Raw genomic sequence first — 19,196 nt, forward strand, 5'->3', positions numbered from 1 at the left:
ATATAAGTAGAAGCACAGAGCAGGCCGGTTGTTCACCGGCCGCTCCATGCTCCTCTGTGTAGCGTATTACGATGCAGATATTATTGGTATTGACCTGCCAATTGCTGTTCTGCAATTGTTACCAGACGCTTCGTGATGTATCCACCGATCGAACCGTTCTCGTAAGAAGTCATGTTACCTTGGTATCCGTCTTGTGGGATGCTGATTCCGAGTTCTTGAGCAACTTCATATTTCATTTGCTCGAGTGCTGCGGAAGCTTTAGTTACCACCAAGTTGTTGGAGTTACCATTGCTTTGTGCCATTGCTGTTCACCTCCTCGCGGGTTGGTAAAAGTATTATGTGTCGGCAATGCGTTTTTCATTACAAAATCAGTACAGGGAATATGTGGTAAAAAGTAAAACGTGGGAAGTGATCTGATTTGAAGTGTCCTTATTGCGGTTATATGGGTACCAAAGTACTTGATTCGCGTCCGGCCAACGAAGCAAAATCCATTCGTCGTCGCCGTGAGTGTGAGCAGTGTGCCCGAAGATTCACAACGTTTGAGATGATTGAGGAGACTCCACTGATTGTCATAAAGAAAGATGGCAGCCGGGAAGAGTTCAGCCGGGACAAGATTCTCCGTGGGCTTATTCGTGCCTGTGAGAAACGTCCAGTCTCCGTAGAGACCCTGGAGATGATGGTATCTGAAGTGGAGAAATCTCTGCGTAATACAGCCGATGCTGAAGTTGAGAGTCGCCAGATTGGTGAGCTGTTAATGGAGCAGCTGTTTCCCGTGGATGAAGTGGCTTATGTACGCTTTGCGTCCGTGTACCGCCAATTCAAAGACATCAATATGTTCATGAAAGAACTGAAATCCCTGTTGTCCAAAGACGATCTGGAGGATTAGTGAAGTGGGGAAAGGGAGAAGAGCAGTCTGGAGTTCCAGTCCGTGTGTACCAGAGAAATCGGTTGTTCTTCTCCAATCACTTTGGATCTTAAAAAGTGATTGACAGCGAAAGCTGGATTTTATATGATATAGGAGTCGCCTGTGGAACGTAGCAGCGCTGGACAAGTTATCTATTTCATATCCTGGGGCCTTAGCTCAGCTGGGAGAGCGCATCGCTGGCAGCGATGAGGTCAGGGGTTCGATCCCCCTAGGCTCCATACCTTAAAATCGTTGAAACCCTTGTATAGCAAGGGTTTTTTTTGTTGCTTTATTAATCAGAAATTGTACTCTTCGAGCAGAATTTTTTGAACTTGGGAACGAAGTCTTAATTAATAAATTTCCATTCAATATTATATTACTGAACCTACACATGATAGGTTGTTCTCGCAAGAGTCGAATGAAATTGATGAGCATTCGACTCTTTTCTTTTTCCAAAATTAAATCAGGAAGATTCGTAACCATGCACCTAGGCGATGACCTCTCCTCCCTTGAATCGTGAAGTTTAAAGTTTTCTTTACATTTCATCTATGAGATAGCTTTTTTGATAAAATATAATGATGAATGTTGACGTAATTTTATCCTACAACAGACGAATTGGATCGGAAAAAGGCTTATTAAGGGTTATAGAGAGGACTCATTTAAAGCCGTATGACGCGATCAAAATTGCAGCATTTATGAGTCTTCGTTGGGATTACTGACAAGTCGGAGGTGGCGGTTAAAGATATAGATTCGAATATTTACAGTTTACTAGAATTTATTGTGCTCGTTTAATCGTTACTAGTTTTTTATTAATGGAGGGTGTTAGAGATGAGAGATACAAGACCCAATACCCAAGCATGGCGATTTAGTTCAATAAGCCAGATAGCAGCATGGAAGTTGTTCGTTCGGATATTATTAATTGTAACGTTGATCGTATCAATGCTTCCGTCGGCAGCATCGACCGTATCGGCGAGTACAGGGGTAACGTATTTAGACGAGAACGGCGTAGAACAAACGCAAGCTGATGTAACGATCATCGACAGCAACAATTTTGAGGATTATTCTACCCTTTCAAGCGGCTGGTATTTGTTCCGTGGTTCATGGACTAAGTCTAGCCCGATTATGGTAGGGGGCGGTGCCCATATTATCCTTGAAGATAACAGCGATGTAACGGTGTCCGGGACTGACTACGATGCCGGAATTTATGTTTCTGTTGGCAGCTTGAAGATTTTTGCACAATCTACTGGAGCAAGCATGGGCAAGCTGGAGGCTAATGGTAATCTGTATAGCGCGGGTATCGGAGGTAGTAGTGGGACGATTACGATAAATGGCGGCGTTATAACAGCCACTGGTGGTCTGTATAGTGCGGGTATCGGAGGTAGTAGTGAGACGATTACGATAAATGGCGGCGTTATAACAGCCACTGGTGGTCAGAGTGGTGGCGCGGGTATCGGAGGAGGTAGTAGTGAGACGATTACGATAAATGGCGGCGTTATAACAGCCACTGGTGGTCTGTATAGTGCGGGTATCGGAGGTAGTAATGGGACGATTACGATAAATAGCGGCGTTATAACTGCCACTGGTAGTCAGAGTGGTGGCGCGGGTATCGGAGGTAGTAGTGAGACGATTACGATAAATGGCGGCGTTATAACTGCCACTGGTCGTATGTATAGCGCGGGTATCGGAAGTAGTTATGCGATTACGATAAATGGCGGCGTTATAACTGCCACTGGTGGTCAGAGTGGTGGCGCGGGTATCAAAAGTAGTTATGCGATTACGATAAATGGCGGTGTTATAACTGCCACTGGTAGTCAGGGTGGCGCAGGTATCGGCGGGACGATCATTGTGAGTGGAACTTACGAATATTGGACGAATACTGAAAATAGCGCGCCTAGTGCGATAACGGGGCGCGGCAGTTTCGACGGAGATACTAGCACATTCGTAGGATTTGCATACGTCAAATTACGTTCAGTCGAATTAATTAACAGCGCAACGATTACGGTGACAGCCCCTGTGACAGGAGCTATGCCAAGCCTGGCAGCAGATGTCGGCACAGCGAACTTTACGTCGGAAACTGTAGCGTGGAGTCCAGCTGCGACGACATTCGGCGGAAATACGTCCTACACGGCTTCCGTAACATTGACGGCGGAAAGTGGATATACATTTGCCACCACGCTAACGACGGCAACGATCAATGGCAACACGGCTACAGTGACGAATAACACAGGCACGACGGTGACCCTATCGTATGCATTTGCAGCAACAGCAGCGGAGATTAACAGCGCAGCGATTACGGTCACTGCACCTGTGACTGGAGCTACACCGAGTACGACAGCAAATGTAGGAACGGCGAAATTTACGGCTGGAACTGTAGCATGGAGTCCAGCTGCGACGACATTCGGCGGAAATACGTCCTACACGGCTTCCGTAACATTGACGGCGGAGAGTGGATATACATTTGCCACCACGCTAACGACGGCAACGATCAATGGCAACACGGCTACAGTGACGAATAACACAGGCACGACGGTGACCCTATCGTATGCATTTGCAGCGAAGGCAACTCCTGGCGGTGGAGGCACATGGGTACCACCTTTACCCCCTAAGGACTCATCATCGCAGCCTGAACCGAAGCCTGAACCTCAGCCTAAACCGACGACGGTAGATGTATTTAACAGCAACATTTTGAATAGCGCTAGCCTGGTCGAAAAACTTGATGCCCTAGCTGCAGCAGCAGAGAAAGAGAATACGATGGCGGATTTTGCGGATACTCATGGGCACTGGGCAAAACCAACGATCGATACTTTTTTGAAATTGCAGTTGATTCAAGGCTATGAGGATGGCACATTTAGACCTAATGCAACGATTACACGCGCAGAATTCACTACGATGCTGAGTCGCGCATTCAACATCCAAACTGATATCAGCGGTAATGTGGCGTTCAAAGACCTCGACAAACACTGGGCGAAAGATACGATCGTAAGTCTTGCCGCGTTAGGGGTAATCACAGGCTATGAGGATGGTACATTCATGCCAGAGCAGACGATTACACGTGAAGAAATGATTATCATGTTGTCTCGTATCATTAACCTGAATAACGTGGCGAAAGACACATCCAAAGGCTATTTCACTGATCTGAATCAGTCCTACGTAGCAAGTGAAATTAGAACAACAGCGCAAGCGGGCATCGTCAACGGCAAAGAAAAGGATCGCTTCGATCCTAAAGGCATGGCGACTCGTGCAGAAGCGCTCCAGATCATTTTGAACGCACTGAGACTTGATCCGCAGGTGAAGTCGTTGTTGGATTCACTAACTTAATGGATTGCAGTATGTCATACTCCGTTAGTGTGAATAGATCGGAAATGAAATGGAAAAAACCTAGTCAGGACAAGGCTTCCACGGTTTTAATCGAACCACGTCGGACAGCCGTTCCATTGCTGGCAGGGATGAGGTCAGGGGGTTCTATTTCCTTAGGCTCAATAAGAGTGTGACAAAAAAACGGCAGAGATGCCGTTTTTTTTGTTGGAATCAAATGTTTCTGATGTCACAGCAGGAAAATTTGTTTCTGTTTCTCTGTGGCTAATAACGAATGTAGGTAATTGACGCACAATGTTCTAGTGGAGTACCTATCATAGCCGAGACAGGTCGCTTTCACTTAGCCGAATATTCGACGAATCTTACAAAGATCGTGGCTACTTCGGCGCGGGTGGCGGTGGCTTTGGGAGCAAAAAAGTTGTCCGGCTTGCCTACTACAATGCCGATGTCCCGCAGTGTCTGAACGGCCTCCAACGCCCAGGAGCTGATCTCACTCTCGTCCGTGAAGGATTTAGAGTGGCTTTCAGGTATCTCATAGCCTTTGTACTTCATGTAGTTGTACAGTATTACCAGCATCTGCTCGCGCGTCATCGGTGAATTGGGGTCAAACAGGTCTGCGTTTGTACCGTTGATTATGCCTTTTTCGGCCGCCCACTCGGCTGCCGCGGTGTACCATTGTCCGTCCGTCACGTCGCTAAAGCGGGAACTCGTGTAGCTGGAGAGGTTTACGTTCTCAAGATTGGCCAGTACCTGCACGAACATTGCACGCGTCATTGCGTTGCCCGGTGAGAACGTTGTGGACGTCGTGCCGTTGAAAAGATCGTATGTGTAGGCGAAATTTATATCGTTGTAGAACCAGTCGTCCATGTTGACATCCCTGAAAGGATTGCCCGATATCACGAGGAAGCCCAGTGGGATGGCGTCATCAAACGCCAGCTCCGTACCCTCACGGATGTTCAGCGACATGCCGTTGTCTAAGCCAACTCTTGCGCCGCTTGATCCTACCACAACCGTTCCGCCGCTCCGTATCTTCGATCCGCCGTGGATAAGCACCTGGTTGCCGTTTGGCAGGTTCACATGCGCGTCTTTGCCGACTACTGTGATTGTACCGTCGCTCGCGATCGTCGAGCCGCCAGAAATGGTCACCGTGCTGTTGCTGGCGGGTAGTGTCACTTCGGCGCTCTTGTCTGCCGGAATGGTTACCTTACCGTTTGAGTCTATCGATGTGCCTTCGGGCACCTTGATCTCCGTCCCTCCCTTGGTCGTAATCGTGCCGCCGCCGGGCAGGGTGGTGTTGCCATTTTTGTCTGTGATAGCGGGTTTATCCTTCGGTGTATTCAATGTGTAGGTCGATTTCGACATTCCAGCGTCTGTCCCGGTGTTCGTATTGTTAGTGTTGTGTGTATTACCACTGTTGCTTGTATTACCGTTGTTGCCCGTAGTACCACCAGAACCAGGTACGGTAGGAGTCGTCGTCTTCGTCGGCATCGCCGGTGCACTGATCTCCGCGCCGTCTCCCTTCGCGTTCACCGCAACGATTTTGAAGCTGTAATTTTGGCCGTTTGTCAGGTTCTTGAAGGTATACTTGGTCTCCGACGCATCGATTACGACCGGCGTTACGTTGCCATACCATACCTTGTAGCCCAATATCGGACTGCCACCGTCGTCAGCAGGAGCAGTCCAGCTCAATGTGACCTGTCCGTCACCCGCTGTCGCCTTGATGTTGCTCGGCGTATCAGGTACGACCGGTTTTCTCTGCGCGAACATCCAATCAAAGACATCTGTGTAGTCATTGTTCCAAGCCGGCAAGTTAGAGGATTGCGCCGTAGGTGCTATACTCCAAGTTCCCATAGTGATCTGGTTATAAAGAACCGCCGCTTCAACTTCATGCGCTATATAATCAGCCAGAACAGGTGTATTTGCAGGATTAGGCCTCAGATTCGGCTGATCAAATTGATTGTAGGGCCACGTAAGAGCCTCATTACTCTCAAAGCGTGAAGCCCTTGCGTTGATCATTTTCGGCATATTGTTATTAATGAAGTTATTGAGGTTAGTCTGGTAGCCTCCAACATTATGAGCATTTAAAAACATCCAATAGGCCAGGTTGTTGTGAGCGTCATTGTCCTTAGCGTTCGGTGATCCGCTTACCGGGGCCATAGGTGCAGCGGCAGCGAAGAAGCCAGGATAGCTGTTAACTAAGTTGTTTGTATACTGGCCGCCCCAGGAGAAGCCCGCCGCGTAAACACGATTAGGATCTACTTCACCGCTGGCAATCAGGGCGTCTATGACCTTCTTAACATTTTCTGTTGAGGGAACAGATACGCCATTATAGGAAATATTCAGTACATGACTGGCGTACTTATCGGGATTTTGCTCCATCTTTTTCATTAGAGCGACCGAGCCGTTGGCGGATTTCATGGCCGCTTTTTGGTCTGTCGCAGCATTTGTGCCGCCGCGTGACATGCCGTGAGTATAAACATACAGCGGCAATCCTTTGATCACTTTACCGTCTTCATCCTTGTGAAGGTAGAGCGAGCGATTGACCGAATTGTCCGTGAATGTTGTAAACTTGTCAAGGATCGGATTCACAACTTTTTCCTGTTCAAAAACCACGTTGCGAAGTGGACTCCCCTCTGTCAGTACGATTTCACCTTTTTGGACAATGGTGTAAACCTGCTTTGTCGAGTTACTGCTGCCATCCAGCGTTGTGTTGCCGCCGCTCTCTGAATAAAACTCGGACTCAACAACGATGTAACGACCGCTCGCCAGTCCGTCCTGATAATCTGGTGAATTGCTAACCTGCCCCACATAGCCGCGTACCTTTGGCTCGTCATTAGCGTATACCCTTGTGATCTTGCGCGTCCCTTCAAAGGTCACTGCTTCGCCGTTCAGGGTCGTGTTCCTAGCTGATAAGGCAAACAAGTCCGGATTAAGCGCGGAGCCTAACGCCGACTTCCCCTCGCCTAAATCAATGATAACAGCCGTTGTGTACTCGCCACTGGCGAAGTTGTCATTCCACACGATAAAGGGAAGTATCCCCGCGTCCGGATCATTTTTGAATGTCACATGAATGGTATGGTTAGCCTCAATATTCGAAAAGGTATACGTGCCAGCAGAGAGAGTCACGGTCTCGCCGTCTACTGTTACAGTATCTACAATTTTGCCGTAATCAGGGGTAAACGTAATGTCTTTGTTAGAGCCCCGATCAACTCTGAGAACATCGCCGGGTGGGTTGGACATGATAGAGCCGCCCGGTCCCGCAGTGGCGGTGATTGAAAATCTGGTGTCGACTTCATTGGCTGAAATGAGCTGCAGGCTGTCTGTAAATGAATCAGAGCTGGTATAAGCCGCGTCGGGAATTCCAAAAGAGGAAACGACTTCATAGCGATCAGCGCCTTGTTCTGTCGAGTTATTGATATAGACCTCAAAGGTAAGCATTCCCTCCTGTAAGATCAAATTTCTTTTGGGTATTCTCATCTCCACGATATATCCTGTTTCCGTGATCTGGGTCCATGCAGCTCTGCCTGGAGCGGCCTGCCCTGAAAACACACCCGTCGAGCTGACGCGCCATTGGTTAGAGCCGCTGGTTCCGGTGCCGACATAAAACTCTAGACTGTCATACCGGTGATCTGCGCCAGCTCCCTGATATAGATTACTGTCATTCACAACTACGCGGGCATATATGTAGTCATGATCCCAGAGGATTCTGGCTGTGCCCGTGGCATGGGGCCTTGGGTCGCTGGGCACAGTGCTTTTGTTGATGTGATGTTCCATGGTTTGGCTCCAGAGTGGGTCGTTTGACCCGAGTTCGGGAGTGCCAAAAATGGCAGTCGGTGATTCATTCGTTACTGCTGCGATCTCGATGTCTTCATTGTCGGCAGCATAGCTCGTAGGCATTAGCGACGCTGCCATTATGAAGCAACAGAGGAACGCGAGCATTCTACTAAATCGTTTTGGCATAAATGAAAATCCTCCTTATTTTTTGGTCGGTGCGCTCATGGTTTCACCTGCACCATATTTGGAAGCGTTTTACAAGCGCCCAACTATATATATTATGTTCGTCAGGGGTTCAATCCTTTAATTTAAACCTAGCGTATATTTACAAATGAAAACGATTACTTCGAAGTATAGGGATAGCGTTGCAGTCTGCATTAATTCAAATTGCAATAAAAAAGTGCACGTTATTGACAAGATAGTACATTGAATTGAAAGTCTTGAATACGTAATATGAGAAGAAATGTAAGCGCATTCTTTTTAAGGCGCTTCTCTATTTCCTTGAGCGAGGTGGTCTAGTTTTAAAGGTGAGAAGGGGTTGTATGCTTCTGAATATTAACCGAAGGGGAGAATGCTATGCGGAAGCGAATTTCAATCATAATGTTAGCTTTTCTTTTGACCTTTAGTAGCTGTTTTAGTCTTGTCCTGCCATTTAACAATCAAGCTTCAGCGGACACAATAACACCAACGATGTTGGCACATTATCCATTGCTTGAGGATGTACAGGATATATCAGGTAATGAAAAGCATGGAACGGCCGTAGGAAATATTACGTACACCGATGGTCTCACTCTACCTGGGGGAACAGATAGTAATACGAATTACGTGCAGCTTCCTACGGGCTTGTTTGATCATCAAGAAAATACAACGATTTCTGTATGGATCAAGAGTAACACGGGGAGTGGGAACTACTCTGCATTATTCTACGGTACGACAGCAGCTGGCAATAACTTGCCAACAAATTACTGGATGTTGAATCCATCGAATCCAAGTGGTGATTTTAAGTCAGTATTTACGAATAGCAATAATGTTGACCAGCCTTGGACGACTGAGGTAGGGGTATCAGGCACTTCTACGTCACAGTACAAAGGTCAATGGGTTCACTATACAACGGTTATTACAGAACGCTCTATTACAGGTTACATTAACGGTGTAAGTATAGGCACGACCGCCAAAGAGAAAACAACAGCAAGTTTTGGTACGGATTTGCAAGCTTACATCGGTCGCTCCAATTATTTGGGGGATCCTACTTTTGCGGGCAGCTTTCAAGATTTAAGAATTTATGGAGAAGCACTCAATAGTGAGGATATCGCTGTAGTATATGAACAATCATTGAATGAAAAGCAAATACAACAAAGCAAAATAGAGCTAACGTTAGGTGATATATCGGCAGTTACTGAATCTCTTGAACTTCCTTCTACAGATAAGTATGGTGCATTGATATCATGGACTTCCAGTGATGAAAGTGCGATAAGTCCAACCGGGGAAGTTTTTTTACGAGAGATGGAGCAACAAGTGACGCTAACTGCAACCATTTCTTTGGGTGGAAGCCAAGCAACGAAGGAGTTCATTGTTACCTTACTACCTAAGGGTGACTCTATTGAGCAGATTACCGTTCAAGAAAAGATGCTAAAAGATGATCTTATTCTTCATTACAACATGAAAACGACCGAAGAAGTAGACGGTCAACTCGTACTGAAGGATGTTGCCAATAAGGCAGTTACATTTGACGGAATATTTAGAAATCCAAACAATGGACAATTCATTTCAAACAGTGAGGTTGGCTTTGTTTCCTTCAATGGTGGAAGCTCTACATCTAATAGTGGGCATGTTGAGATTCCTAAGGGCTCAAATGGACTAGATCTACTACACGGTCTGAATGAGATTACAGTATCTTCAATCGTGAACTGGACGAATGATGGTACGAATCGCTGGATCTTCGGTTTGGGTACGGTATTAACACCAGAAACGAACAAATATTTCTTCGTAACACCACGTCACGGTAGTGGATCAGGTAATATGATTGCTACAGGTATCTCCAAAAATGGCTGGCCAAACGAAGCATTAGTTACAGGTAGCGCAAACTCAAACCTGATCGGTGGGCAGTGGAAGCATGTAACGGTGTCCTTGTCCGAAGCTAGCAATAGGATAACGTTATTCGTGGATGGAGTTAAGGTTGCTTCAGGTAATGCGAAGGGACTAAAGCTGTCAGAAATTATTAACTCGGATGCTCCGTTCTCTGGTTTTATCGGTAAGTCAATCTTCTCAAACGATCCGTATCTTCAAGGTAGCGTAGCTGATTTTCGAGTATATGATCGCGCGTTGACGGAGCAAGAAGTAGGCGAGTTATATCAACAAGAGGGAGCAACTCACATCTCAAAAATACGTCAGCTCACTGTTGATGATGCAGCGAATCAACTTGACATCAGTCGTTACTTAGGTGAAGGCGATAAGAGCGCTGATATGATAACAAGAAACGTTACATTACCGACAAGCGGTAAAAACGGCGTGAGCATTACTTGGAGTTCTAGTCATCCTGATGTCATTTCTAACAGTGGCACTGTACAACGTCCAGCTGTTCAGGAAGGTAATGTTCAAGCAAAGCTTACGGCCACTTTAACGTATCAAGGCGTATCGACTACAGCTATATTCCCTGTTACGATCTTAAAGCAATTCGATGATCAGCAGAAGGTTGATCTGGACGCTGAACAAATAGAGATCTACAATGCGGACAACGTTAAAGGTAACTTACGTCTTGTCACTACAGGTGAACAAGGCTCCACAATTACATGGGTATCTAGCAGACCGGCAGTTGTTAAAGGAACGGCTGAAGCGGCTGGTAACGTTACACAGCTAGGCTGGGTAAGCCGTCAAGCTGCGGATACGCCCGTTACGCTAATAGCTACAATTACGAATGGTGCAGCTTCTAAACAGCTTACGTTTAACGTTACGATTAAACAAGCAATTGCGCCAGTTCAGCTTGATGCTTACTTCTTTGCGTACTTTACAGGTGAATATGAGGGTGGTGAAGAGATTTCCTTCGCTACAGCTGAAGATCCATTGTTCTGGAAAGCGCTGAATAATGGTAAGTCGATCCTTCAATCCGATATGGGTGAAAAAGGACTTCGTGATCCATTCGTTATTCGGTCACCAGAAGGTGATAAATTCTATATGCTGGCAACCGATTTGAAAATGGGTGAAAGTACAAATTTCGACCAAGCTCAAATTACGGGTAGTCATTACATGATGATTTGGGAGTCGGAGGATCTCGTTCATTGGAGCGAGCAGCGTATGATCGAGGTTGCTCCTAAGACTGGAGGAAATACATGGGCACCAGAAGCAATCTATGATCCAGTAACTGGAGAGTATATCGTATTCTGGGCATCATCGATGAAAAACACAGAGACATATGGTGACTATAACGGAAGACCGGAAGGTCAGTACAATGTGATGTACTACGCAACAACAAGAGACTTCTACAACTTCTCTGAGCCAAAGGTCATGATTGATGAGTCACTTCCGACCATTGATACAACGTTTATTGAGCATAATCAGATGTTGTACCGATTCACCAAATCAGAAGTGAATACCAAAGTGTATGTGGAGAAAGCATCAACTTTTTACTATGACAAGGACAATATTGCAGCAAACGGCCTTCAATACAACGCTGTTCCGGGTACACGTGATAATAAACTTGGCTTGATCGGAAATAATGGAAACAACGAAGGGCAAACGATTTTTAAGGATAATAATAAAGACAAATGGTATCTGTTCCTTGATTCATGGCCATATCATGTGCGATATACAACAGATCTGGATAGTAGCACGCAATATATGAACAATGTATTAAGTAGTGATCAATATGCACTTCCGCCAGGACCACGACACGGAACGGTAATTCCAATCTCACGTGCAGAGTATAATGCTTTGCAAGAGAAGTATGCATGGAAAGGTCCAGCACCATCAACAGACCCGGTTGTACATTACTCATTCGATGCAAATACAGTGAATGGTACAACGTTGAATGACATTTCTGGTAATGGTCATCACGCAACACTCGTAGGTGGAGCAACGATTAATGAAGAGGATCGTATCGGTAAAGCTGGTGGTGCACTAGAACTTAATGGATCAACAGGATATGTGAAGCTACCAGATAACTTGATTCAATCCTTGAATCTTGAGAAGGCTACGTTCTCTACATGGGTTCAAATGGACAGAAATCAAGCAAATCAAAGAATATTTGATTTTGCTTCCGAAACAGGCAGACAGGTTAACCGCAACACCATGTACTTGAGCACACAAGGGGATACAGGTAGTCTGGAGTTTGCTGTCGTAACACCTTTTACAGAGAAATTTAGCAGTGACAGCACGCGACTGGGATCAGAATATAAATATGCGGTGAGAAATTCCGGGCTATTACCAACAAAGACTTGGCAGCATGTTGCAATTACAATGGATGAATTTGATGCCGTATTGTATGTGAATGGTCAAGAGGTTAAACGTAGCTCGACATTTAACGTTGAGCCGAGAATGTTACTGGAAACAACGATGAATTATATTGGTAAATCGAGAAACAGCTCTCATAGTTTATTTGATGGTAAATTTGATGATTTCCGTATTTATAATCGTGCATTATCCGTTGAAGAGATTGCAACATTAGCTGATGAAGACGTTACTCCTCCAGTAGAGCAGCCATCTGGGGCAGAGCTCATTCTTCACTACGATATGAATGATATCGATGGTGCGACGGTTATTGACCAAACAGGAAACTTCAACGGAAAATGGATGAATCCGTCTAAAGCAGAATGGATTCGTACACAAGATGCTGGTGTACTAAGCTTTACTGGTGGCACAACTAACTCTTATGTAGAACTGCCACAAGGAGTACTTGATGGATTAACGGATATGACCGTTTCATCCATTGTGAACTGGAGCGGTAAAAACGCTGCCGAGTGGTTATATGCATTAGGAAGACCAAACAATAATACGCACTATACGTACTTCACACCACGTTATAACGCTAACGGTCTAGCTCGCCTTGGTATCGCGACGAATGCTTGGAATAATGAGTCTTCAACTTCTACCACAGGCTTAAAGAATAATGAATGGAAAGTAGTTACGACTGTTGTTTCAGGCACGGATGGTACACTAACGCTTTATATTGATGGTGTTGCTGTTGCATCAGGCTCAACGAATGGAATGACACTAGAACAAATAAAAAATACCTTAGGTAGTAGTGGGTACATCGGTAAGTCATTCTATACAGCTGATCCATACTTCGGCGGTATGATTGCAGACTTCCAAATCTATGATGGTGCTATGACTGCGGCAGATATTACATCACTTAAGGCTCATGCAGATCAGAAGATTGCTTTGATGGAGGGCATGCTTGTATCAGCTGCGACAGAGAAATTAACGATTAATGATCTTCTTGCTTCTAATACATCAAAAGATGCGATTATAAGCAATGTCACATTGCCAACATCGGGTGCTTATGGCACAACAATAAGCTGGACTTCAGATAAGGGGAATGTCATCTCAACTACAGGTGCCGTAACCAGACCAGCTAACGCAAAAGGTGATCAAGTTGTAACGTTAACAGCAGTATTTACAGATGGTACAGAGACAGTTAACAAAACTTTTCAGTTGACGGTTAAGGCATTGCCAAACGATGTCACTTCTGTAGATGAAGCAAAAGCAACACTAGTCGTTCATAACATTAATGATGTAAGAGGTCATATAACACTACCAGCATCTGGACTATACGGAACAACAATTACTTGGGCTTCTGCTCAACCAAACGTCGTTTCAGTTACTGGAGAAGTAAAACGTCCGGCGCACGGCAGTGGAGATGTAGATGTGAAGCTTACAGCTACGATTAAGTTGAATTCAGCATCCACTACGAAGGAATTCATTGCAAAGGTGAAGGAACTGCCTGCTGATGAAAAATATGCGGGATACTTTTTCACATATTTCACTGGAGAAGGTACTGCAACAGGCGAGCAAGTTTACTTTGCACTAAGTAACGGCAATGATCCATTGAACTGGCGAGAATTGAATGACGGTAAACCTGTATTGACCTCTACCTTAGGGGAGAAAGGGGTACGTGATCCGTTCATTATTCGTTCGCCTGAAGGTGACAAGTTCTACATGATCGCTACCGATCTGAAAATTAACGGCAATGGTAACTGGGGCAGAGCACAGACATGGGGCAGTCGTTCCATTATGATTTGGGAATCGAATGATCTAGTCAACTGGACAGATCAACGCATGGTAGAGGTTGCACCGGAAGAAGCGGGTAATACATGGGCACCAGAAATTATGTACGACAAGACAACGGGTGAATATATCGTATTTTGGGCATCAAGAATGTTTGATGATGCATCCCATACAGGCAGTGCTTATCAAAAAATGATGTATAGCAAGACAAGAGATTTCTATACGTTTACGGAACCGCAAGTATATTTGGATTATGGATATTCCATCATTGACACAACGATGATTGAACATGAAGGAAAAGTGTATCGCTTTACGAAGGATGAGCAGGACAACGGAGCTGCTGCTCCATTTGGCAAGATGGTCTTCCAAGAGGTGGGTAACTCGATCTTAGATCCAACCTTCAAGATGATTAATCAAGGCGTTGGTAACATCAAATGGGTTGAGGGTCCAACGATCTTCAAATCAAATACAGATGAAAAATGGTATTTATTCGTAGATGAGTTTGGTGGAAGAGGTTATATTCCATTCGAGACAACCAATCTTGCATCAGGTGTCTGGACATTATCTTCTAACTACAATTTACCCGCGAGTCCGCGTCACGGAACGGTAATTCCCATTACACAACGTGAGTATGATGCACTTAGTGGGAAGAACGTACCCGTTAGAGGAATTAGCCTGGACCAAACGACGTTGTCCATCGTAGAAGGTAAATCAGGGCAATTGACAGCTACCGTATTACCAGCTAATGCAACGAAAAAAGCAGTAACATGGAGCTCTAGCAATCCAGCTGTAGCCACTGTAAGTGCGACGGGTCGAGTAACAGCGGTGGCAGCAGGAACAGCAAGTATTACAGTCACTACAGTAGATGGTGGGTTTTCATCCAGCGCTACAGTAACGGTAACACCATTGGTTGATGGAACACCACAAGCACCAGGCAGTGGTAATGGAAATGGTGGCGGTGACGGTAACATCCCTGCACCTACAGTACCAACAGCTCCAGGTGGAAGTGAGCCAGTGGTCATGGACAACGGCCAAATAAACATTAAACCAGTTGTAAATGAGAGCGGTACTTCTGAAGTGAAGTTAAGTGCGGATACAATGAAGCGTGCGCTTGATCAAACGACAGGCGGTAAGCTGCAGGTGCGAGTTGATGGTGATCAAAGCTTGAACGCGCTAATTATTGAGTTGGCAGTAGATGCACGTTTAACAAATGGAACATCTACGGTAGATCGCATCGAGATCAACACAGGCTCAGCAGTCGTGACCGTGGCAACCGAAATGCTTGGAACAGGAACAAACGCAGGGAAAACGTTAGGATTGTCGCTTAAGAAAATAACAGCTAATCAACTGCCAGCTGGCGCACAAGCTGGGCTAACCGGTGAGGTCGTATACGATATCGTGTTAACGATGGATGGTAAGAAGCTTACAACGTTTGATGGTAGAGATGATCTCGTGATTGCATTGCCATACACATTAAAGGCTGCCGAAAATCCAAACAACGTCATCGTATACGATGTGAAGGACAACGGTGAGCTAAGCGTGGTGACGAATGGTAAATACAATGCAGCGACAGGAAAAGTAGAGTTCAAGCCAACGTATCTGAGCAAGTATACGGTAGCGTATGTTGCAACGAGCTTTAAGGATGTGATCCAAGACTGGGCGAAGGATGCAATCTCAGCATTGGGAGCAAGAGGTATTGTGAAGGGTGTAGGCGACGGCGAGTTTAATCCGAATGGTCAAGTGACAAGAGCAGAATTCATCACCATGCTGATGAAGTTGTTTGAGCTATCGGATGAGAGCGCAACGACAAGTTTTAATGATGTGAAGCAAGGAGAATGGTACCATGGAAATATCGCAACCGCGCAGAAGCTGGGGATTGTGAACGGGAAACCAGATGGACGATTCGGAGTTCATGAGAACATTACACGAGAAGATATGGCGGTTATGGTATACAAGGCGATCCAAATAAAGCAACTGGCGTTAGCAAGTGGTGAAGCTACAGCCTTCAAGGATGTAGCAAACATCGCAAGTTATGCAAAGCAAGCGGTAGAGGCAATACAGAGAGCAGGTATAATAAACGGTGTAGGTAATGATGAGTTTGCACCGAAGAAGAATGCCAGCCGTGCAGAAGCAGCAGTGATGATCTATAATGTGTTGGGTTTGATGTAGACACGTGAAGTAAAGGGCAGTTGCTATTGATTCACTCTGATAATAAAGTTGGGCGGAAAAACTTTTTCCGTCCACTTTATTATTTGTTTAATCAGTGAGTGGGATGAAAAATGATATCAACTATGTCATAGGTCTGTTCATTTTACCTTAATACGGGCTCAATTCTCCCTCTAAGATTATCTGTATAGGCCAGATTTCCATCCGTCGTAATTACGGTAGCTTCGATATGTTTCATTTGATTTACTTGATGAATAATCGAGACCGCATCTAACCCAAATAATTCTGTCGTATATATATCGCAGTCGAGCGATCGATCCGCAATAATTGTTAAAGAAGCGATATTACTTTCGATGGGATAACCTGTTCTGCTGTTAAATATATGATGGTACTGACTCCCTTCCTTTTCTAAAACTCTCTCGTATATTCCTGATGTAACAACGGATTGCTCGCGTATACTAACGAGTGCTGCTGCATTTCCTCTAGGTAAAAAGGGATTTTGGATTCCAACCTTCCAGTGACTGGACCCGGTGGGAGAATCGCCATGAACCAAAACATTGCCGCCCATATCGACCATAGCTGATGCAGCTCCGTTTTTTTTGAAAAATGACATAACTTGATCGGCAAAATAACCTTTAGCAATCGCTCCAAGGTCAATTTCCATGCCCTTTTTGAATAAATGAACCGTTTGCTGCTCATCGTCAAGCTGTATATGCTCCGGATTCAAGAGTTCCAGCACCGCTTTAATCTCTGTATCCTCCGGCACATGTGCCTCGTGGAAACCAATTCTCCACAATTTGATCAAAGGCCCTATCGCAATATTCAGAAAAGAATCCTTATTCAGGCTGTGTTCTTTGCCTATCTTAATAAGATCATACAGTTCCTTGTCTACTCTAAGCGGATGTGATGCGGCTTCTTTTTTTAACATGGCAAGCTGCGATTGCTCACTGTTGGCACTAAACACTTGTTCATAACGGATGAGCATATTCACTGCTTCCTCGGCAAGCTCTTCAGCATCTGTCCCCTCGATATAGAGGGATATGTTCGTTCCCATCAGCGGTATCGTTCTCGTAAAAGGTTTCATGATAGCCTCCTATATTGCACATTGTTGTCCGTGATTGAGAAAAGTATGGATGAGGTCATGATCCACGCTATTCAGCTTTTTTTCTCCATGATGGGCTATAAAATAATCCAGACTCATCTTCTCTATAGGGATTGGATAGATGTTGTATTCCGAAGGGCACTCCTTGATATGAATACTTTCAGGCACAAAGGTCAGACCTAAATTATGCTTTGCCAGCTTCAGTACCGTGTAAATTTCTTTGCTCTCCATCACGATATTAGGCTGTATCTTGTAAACACTGAGCAATTGATCAATCTGTTTTCGGATTGCCGAACCCTTGGACGTTAGAATAAGCTGTTGATTCAAAATGGTGCTAATCTCAAACGTGCCCTCCGGGATAATTGCAACATTCTCTTGATATAATTCACAGCAACGCGGAATGATAGCCTGGTAACTGTGCCTGCCCCAGTTAAACGAGTTCAAGTTAGGGGAGATACTGCTTGAATTTTGCCCGATCCAAAAGTCCAACTCATTATTTTGGAGACGTTTCTCATTTTTTTCAGGTAAATCCTCGACAAGATTAATTTTATAAGCAGGATGAAGCTCCAGAAAAGCTGGTAAAAAAAGAGGCGTTAAGTACGCACCGAGGCTCGGAAGAATGCCGATCCGTAACACTTTATTGTCGAGATCCGATACATATGATATTTCCCTCATAAGCTTGGCGTAGCTATGTTCGAGTGACGTTAGGTATTGATAATATATTTTTCCCTGCTCCGTTAATCGGTACGGAAGTTTGTTGCGAGTGATTAGCTCACAGCCCAACTCACTTTCGATTTTCTTGATAACCTTAGTGAGGTAGGGCTGAGATATGTAAAGGGATTGGGCAGCCCTGCTATAGTTGCTGTATTTTAATAGGCTGTCAATGTAACACAAGATATCTTGAGATTCTAACTTAGACATGTCCCTCACCCTTTGTGAAATAAGTAACAAACTTTGAATTTGAGGTGATTATAACAAATTAGTTATCAAACTGCAATGAATAACTATTAGATCATTTGAGCTTTGAATGTTAGAGTTATGCCGAAAGAACGATTCTGACATTTACGAACATCATCTCGAATGACAGAGAGGGGATTATGATGAACTATTTAGCTATCGTAGGCACAAATTCGGATGTGTCAACCAACCGGACGTTACTTCAATTTATGCAAAAGCATTTTGCTAGTGAAGCCCAGATTGACTTGTTTGAAATTAAGGATTTGCCTGCTTTTATTGAAAAAGATGAATTAGAGGATGCTGAAGTTGATATTCCTGTGAAGGTACAAGACTTATTAGATCAAATCTCTAAAGCGAAAGGTGTCATTATCGCTACTCCTGAGTATGACCATGCGATTCCTGCCGTTCTGAAAAGTGCGCTGGAATGGATCAGTTATACCACTCAAACCTTGAAAGACAAGCCGGTTCTGATTGTGGGTGCTTCACATGGTGCACTCGGTTCTTCCAGGGCACAAGCGCACCTTAGACAAATCCTGGATTCGCCTGAGCTTGGTGCGAGAATGATGCCTAGCAGCGAGTTTCTTTTGGGAAAATCACAGAGTGCATTTGATAGCAGTGGTAATCTCATTGACGCTGACAAAGTAGCGGAGCTTGACGAAATCTTCAATGAGTTTGTTTTGTTTACGGAGATCACTACGGAACTGCTGTCAAAACGAACGTTGAAGAAAAAAACGAAAAAATTTTCCTGGCAAGAGTAGG

At 44.9% G+C, this 19,196-nt stretch carries 8 protein-coding genes and 1 tRNA gene; 5 read left to right on the plus strand and 4 right to left on the minus strand.

Translation table 11 applies throughout. The annotated features are described in order from the left end of the window. Positions 1-80: 80 nt before the first annotated feature. Entirely contained in the window at positions 81-302 is a 222-nt protein-coding gene (locus tag V6669_RS09895; RefSeq protein WP_017689472.1) for an alpha/beta-type small acid-soluble spore protein, read from the minus strand. Positions 303-418: 116 nt separating this feature from the next. Between V6669_RS09895 and nrdR the strand changes: the two genes are divergently transcribed. From nrdR to V6669_RS09910, 3 genes are all read left to right on the plus strand, one after another. Continuing rightward, positions 419-886 (plus strand): transcriptional regulator NrdR, encoded by a 468-nt coding sequence (nrdR, locus tag V6669_RS09900; RefSeq protein WP_036609807.1) that lies wholly within the window; start codon positions 419-421, stop codon positions 884-886. Between the two features lie 184 nt (positions 887-1,070). Further along, a tRNA-Ala gene (locus V6669_RS09905) sits at positions 1,071-1,143 on the plus strand. Between the two features lie 589 nt (positions 1,144-1,732). Beyond that, entirely contained in the window at positions 1,733-4,222 is a 2,490-nt protein-coding gene (locus V6669_RS09910; protein ID WP_338593391.1) for an S-layer homology domain-containing protein, read from the plus strand. A 333-nt stretch (positions 4,223-4,555) separates the two neighbouring features. On the opposite strand, the gene V6669_RS09915 is transcribed toward V6669_RS09910, so the two are convergent. Further along, positions 4,556-8,179 carry an S-layer homology domain-containing protein gene (locus V6669_RS09915; protein ID WP_338593394.1) on the minus strand — a complete coding sequence of 1,208 codons (3,624 nt, stop codon included), beginning with the start codon at positions 8,177-8,179 and terminating at the stop codon, positions 4,556-4,558. 390 nt (positions 8,180-8,569) lie between these two features. Between V6669_RS09915 and V6669_RS09920 the strand changes: the two genes are divergently transcribed. Beyond that, a complete protein-coding gene (locus V6669_RS09920; RefSeq protein ID WP_338593396.1) occupies positions 8,570-16,381 on the plus strand; it encodes an immunoglobulin-like domain-containing protein in 7,812 nt (2,603 codons plus the stop codon). A gap of 142 nt (positions 16,382-16,523) precedes the next feature. Here V6669_RS09920 and V6669_RS09925 read toward each other — a convergent pair whose 3' ends face one another. Together V6669_RS09925 and V6669_RS09930 are read right to left on the minus strand one after the other, a co-directional pair. Beyond that, positions 16,524-17,462: an FAD:protein FMN transferase gene (locus V6669_RS09925; protein ID WP_338593398.1), complete on the minus strand. Its 939-nt coding sequence runs from the start codon at positions 17,460-17,462 to the stop codon at positions 16,524-16,526. 9 nt (positions 17,463-17,471) lie between these two features. Beyond that, positions 17,472-18,401 (minus strand): LysR family transcriptional regulator, encoded by a 930-nt coding sequence (locus V6669_RS09930; RefSeq protein WP_338593400.1) that lies wholly within the window; start codon positions 18,399-18,401, stop codon positions 17,472-17,474. 176 nt (positions 18,402-18,577) lie between these two features. On the opposite strand from V6669_RS09930, the gene V6669_RS09935 reads away from it, so the two are divergent. Then, positions 18,578-19,195, plus strand: coding sequence for an NADPH-dependent FMN reductase (locus V6669_RS09935; RefSeq protein ID WP_338593402.1), 618 nt, complete (start codon positions 18,578-18,580; stop codon positions 19,193-19,195). The last annotated feature ends 1 nt before the right edge of the window (position 19,196 follow it).

The organism is Paenibacillus sp. Y5S-9 (assembly GCF_036894235.1).
In the GTDB taxonomy this organism is placed as follows: Bacteria; Bacillota; Bacilli; order Paenibacillales; family Paenibacillaceae; genus Paenibacillus.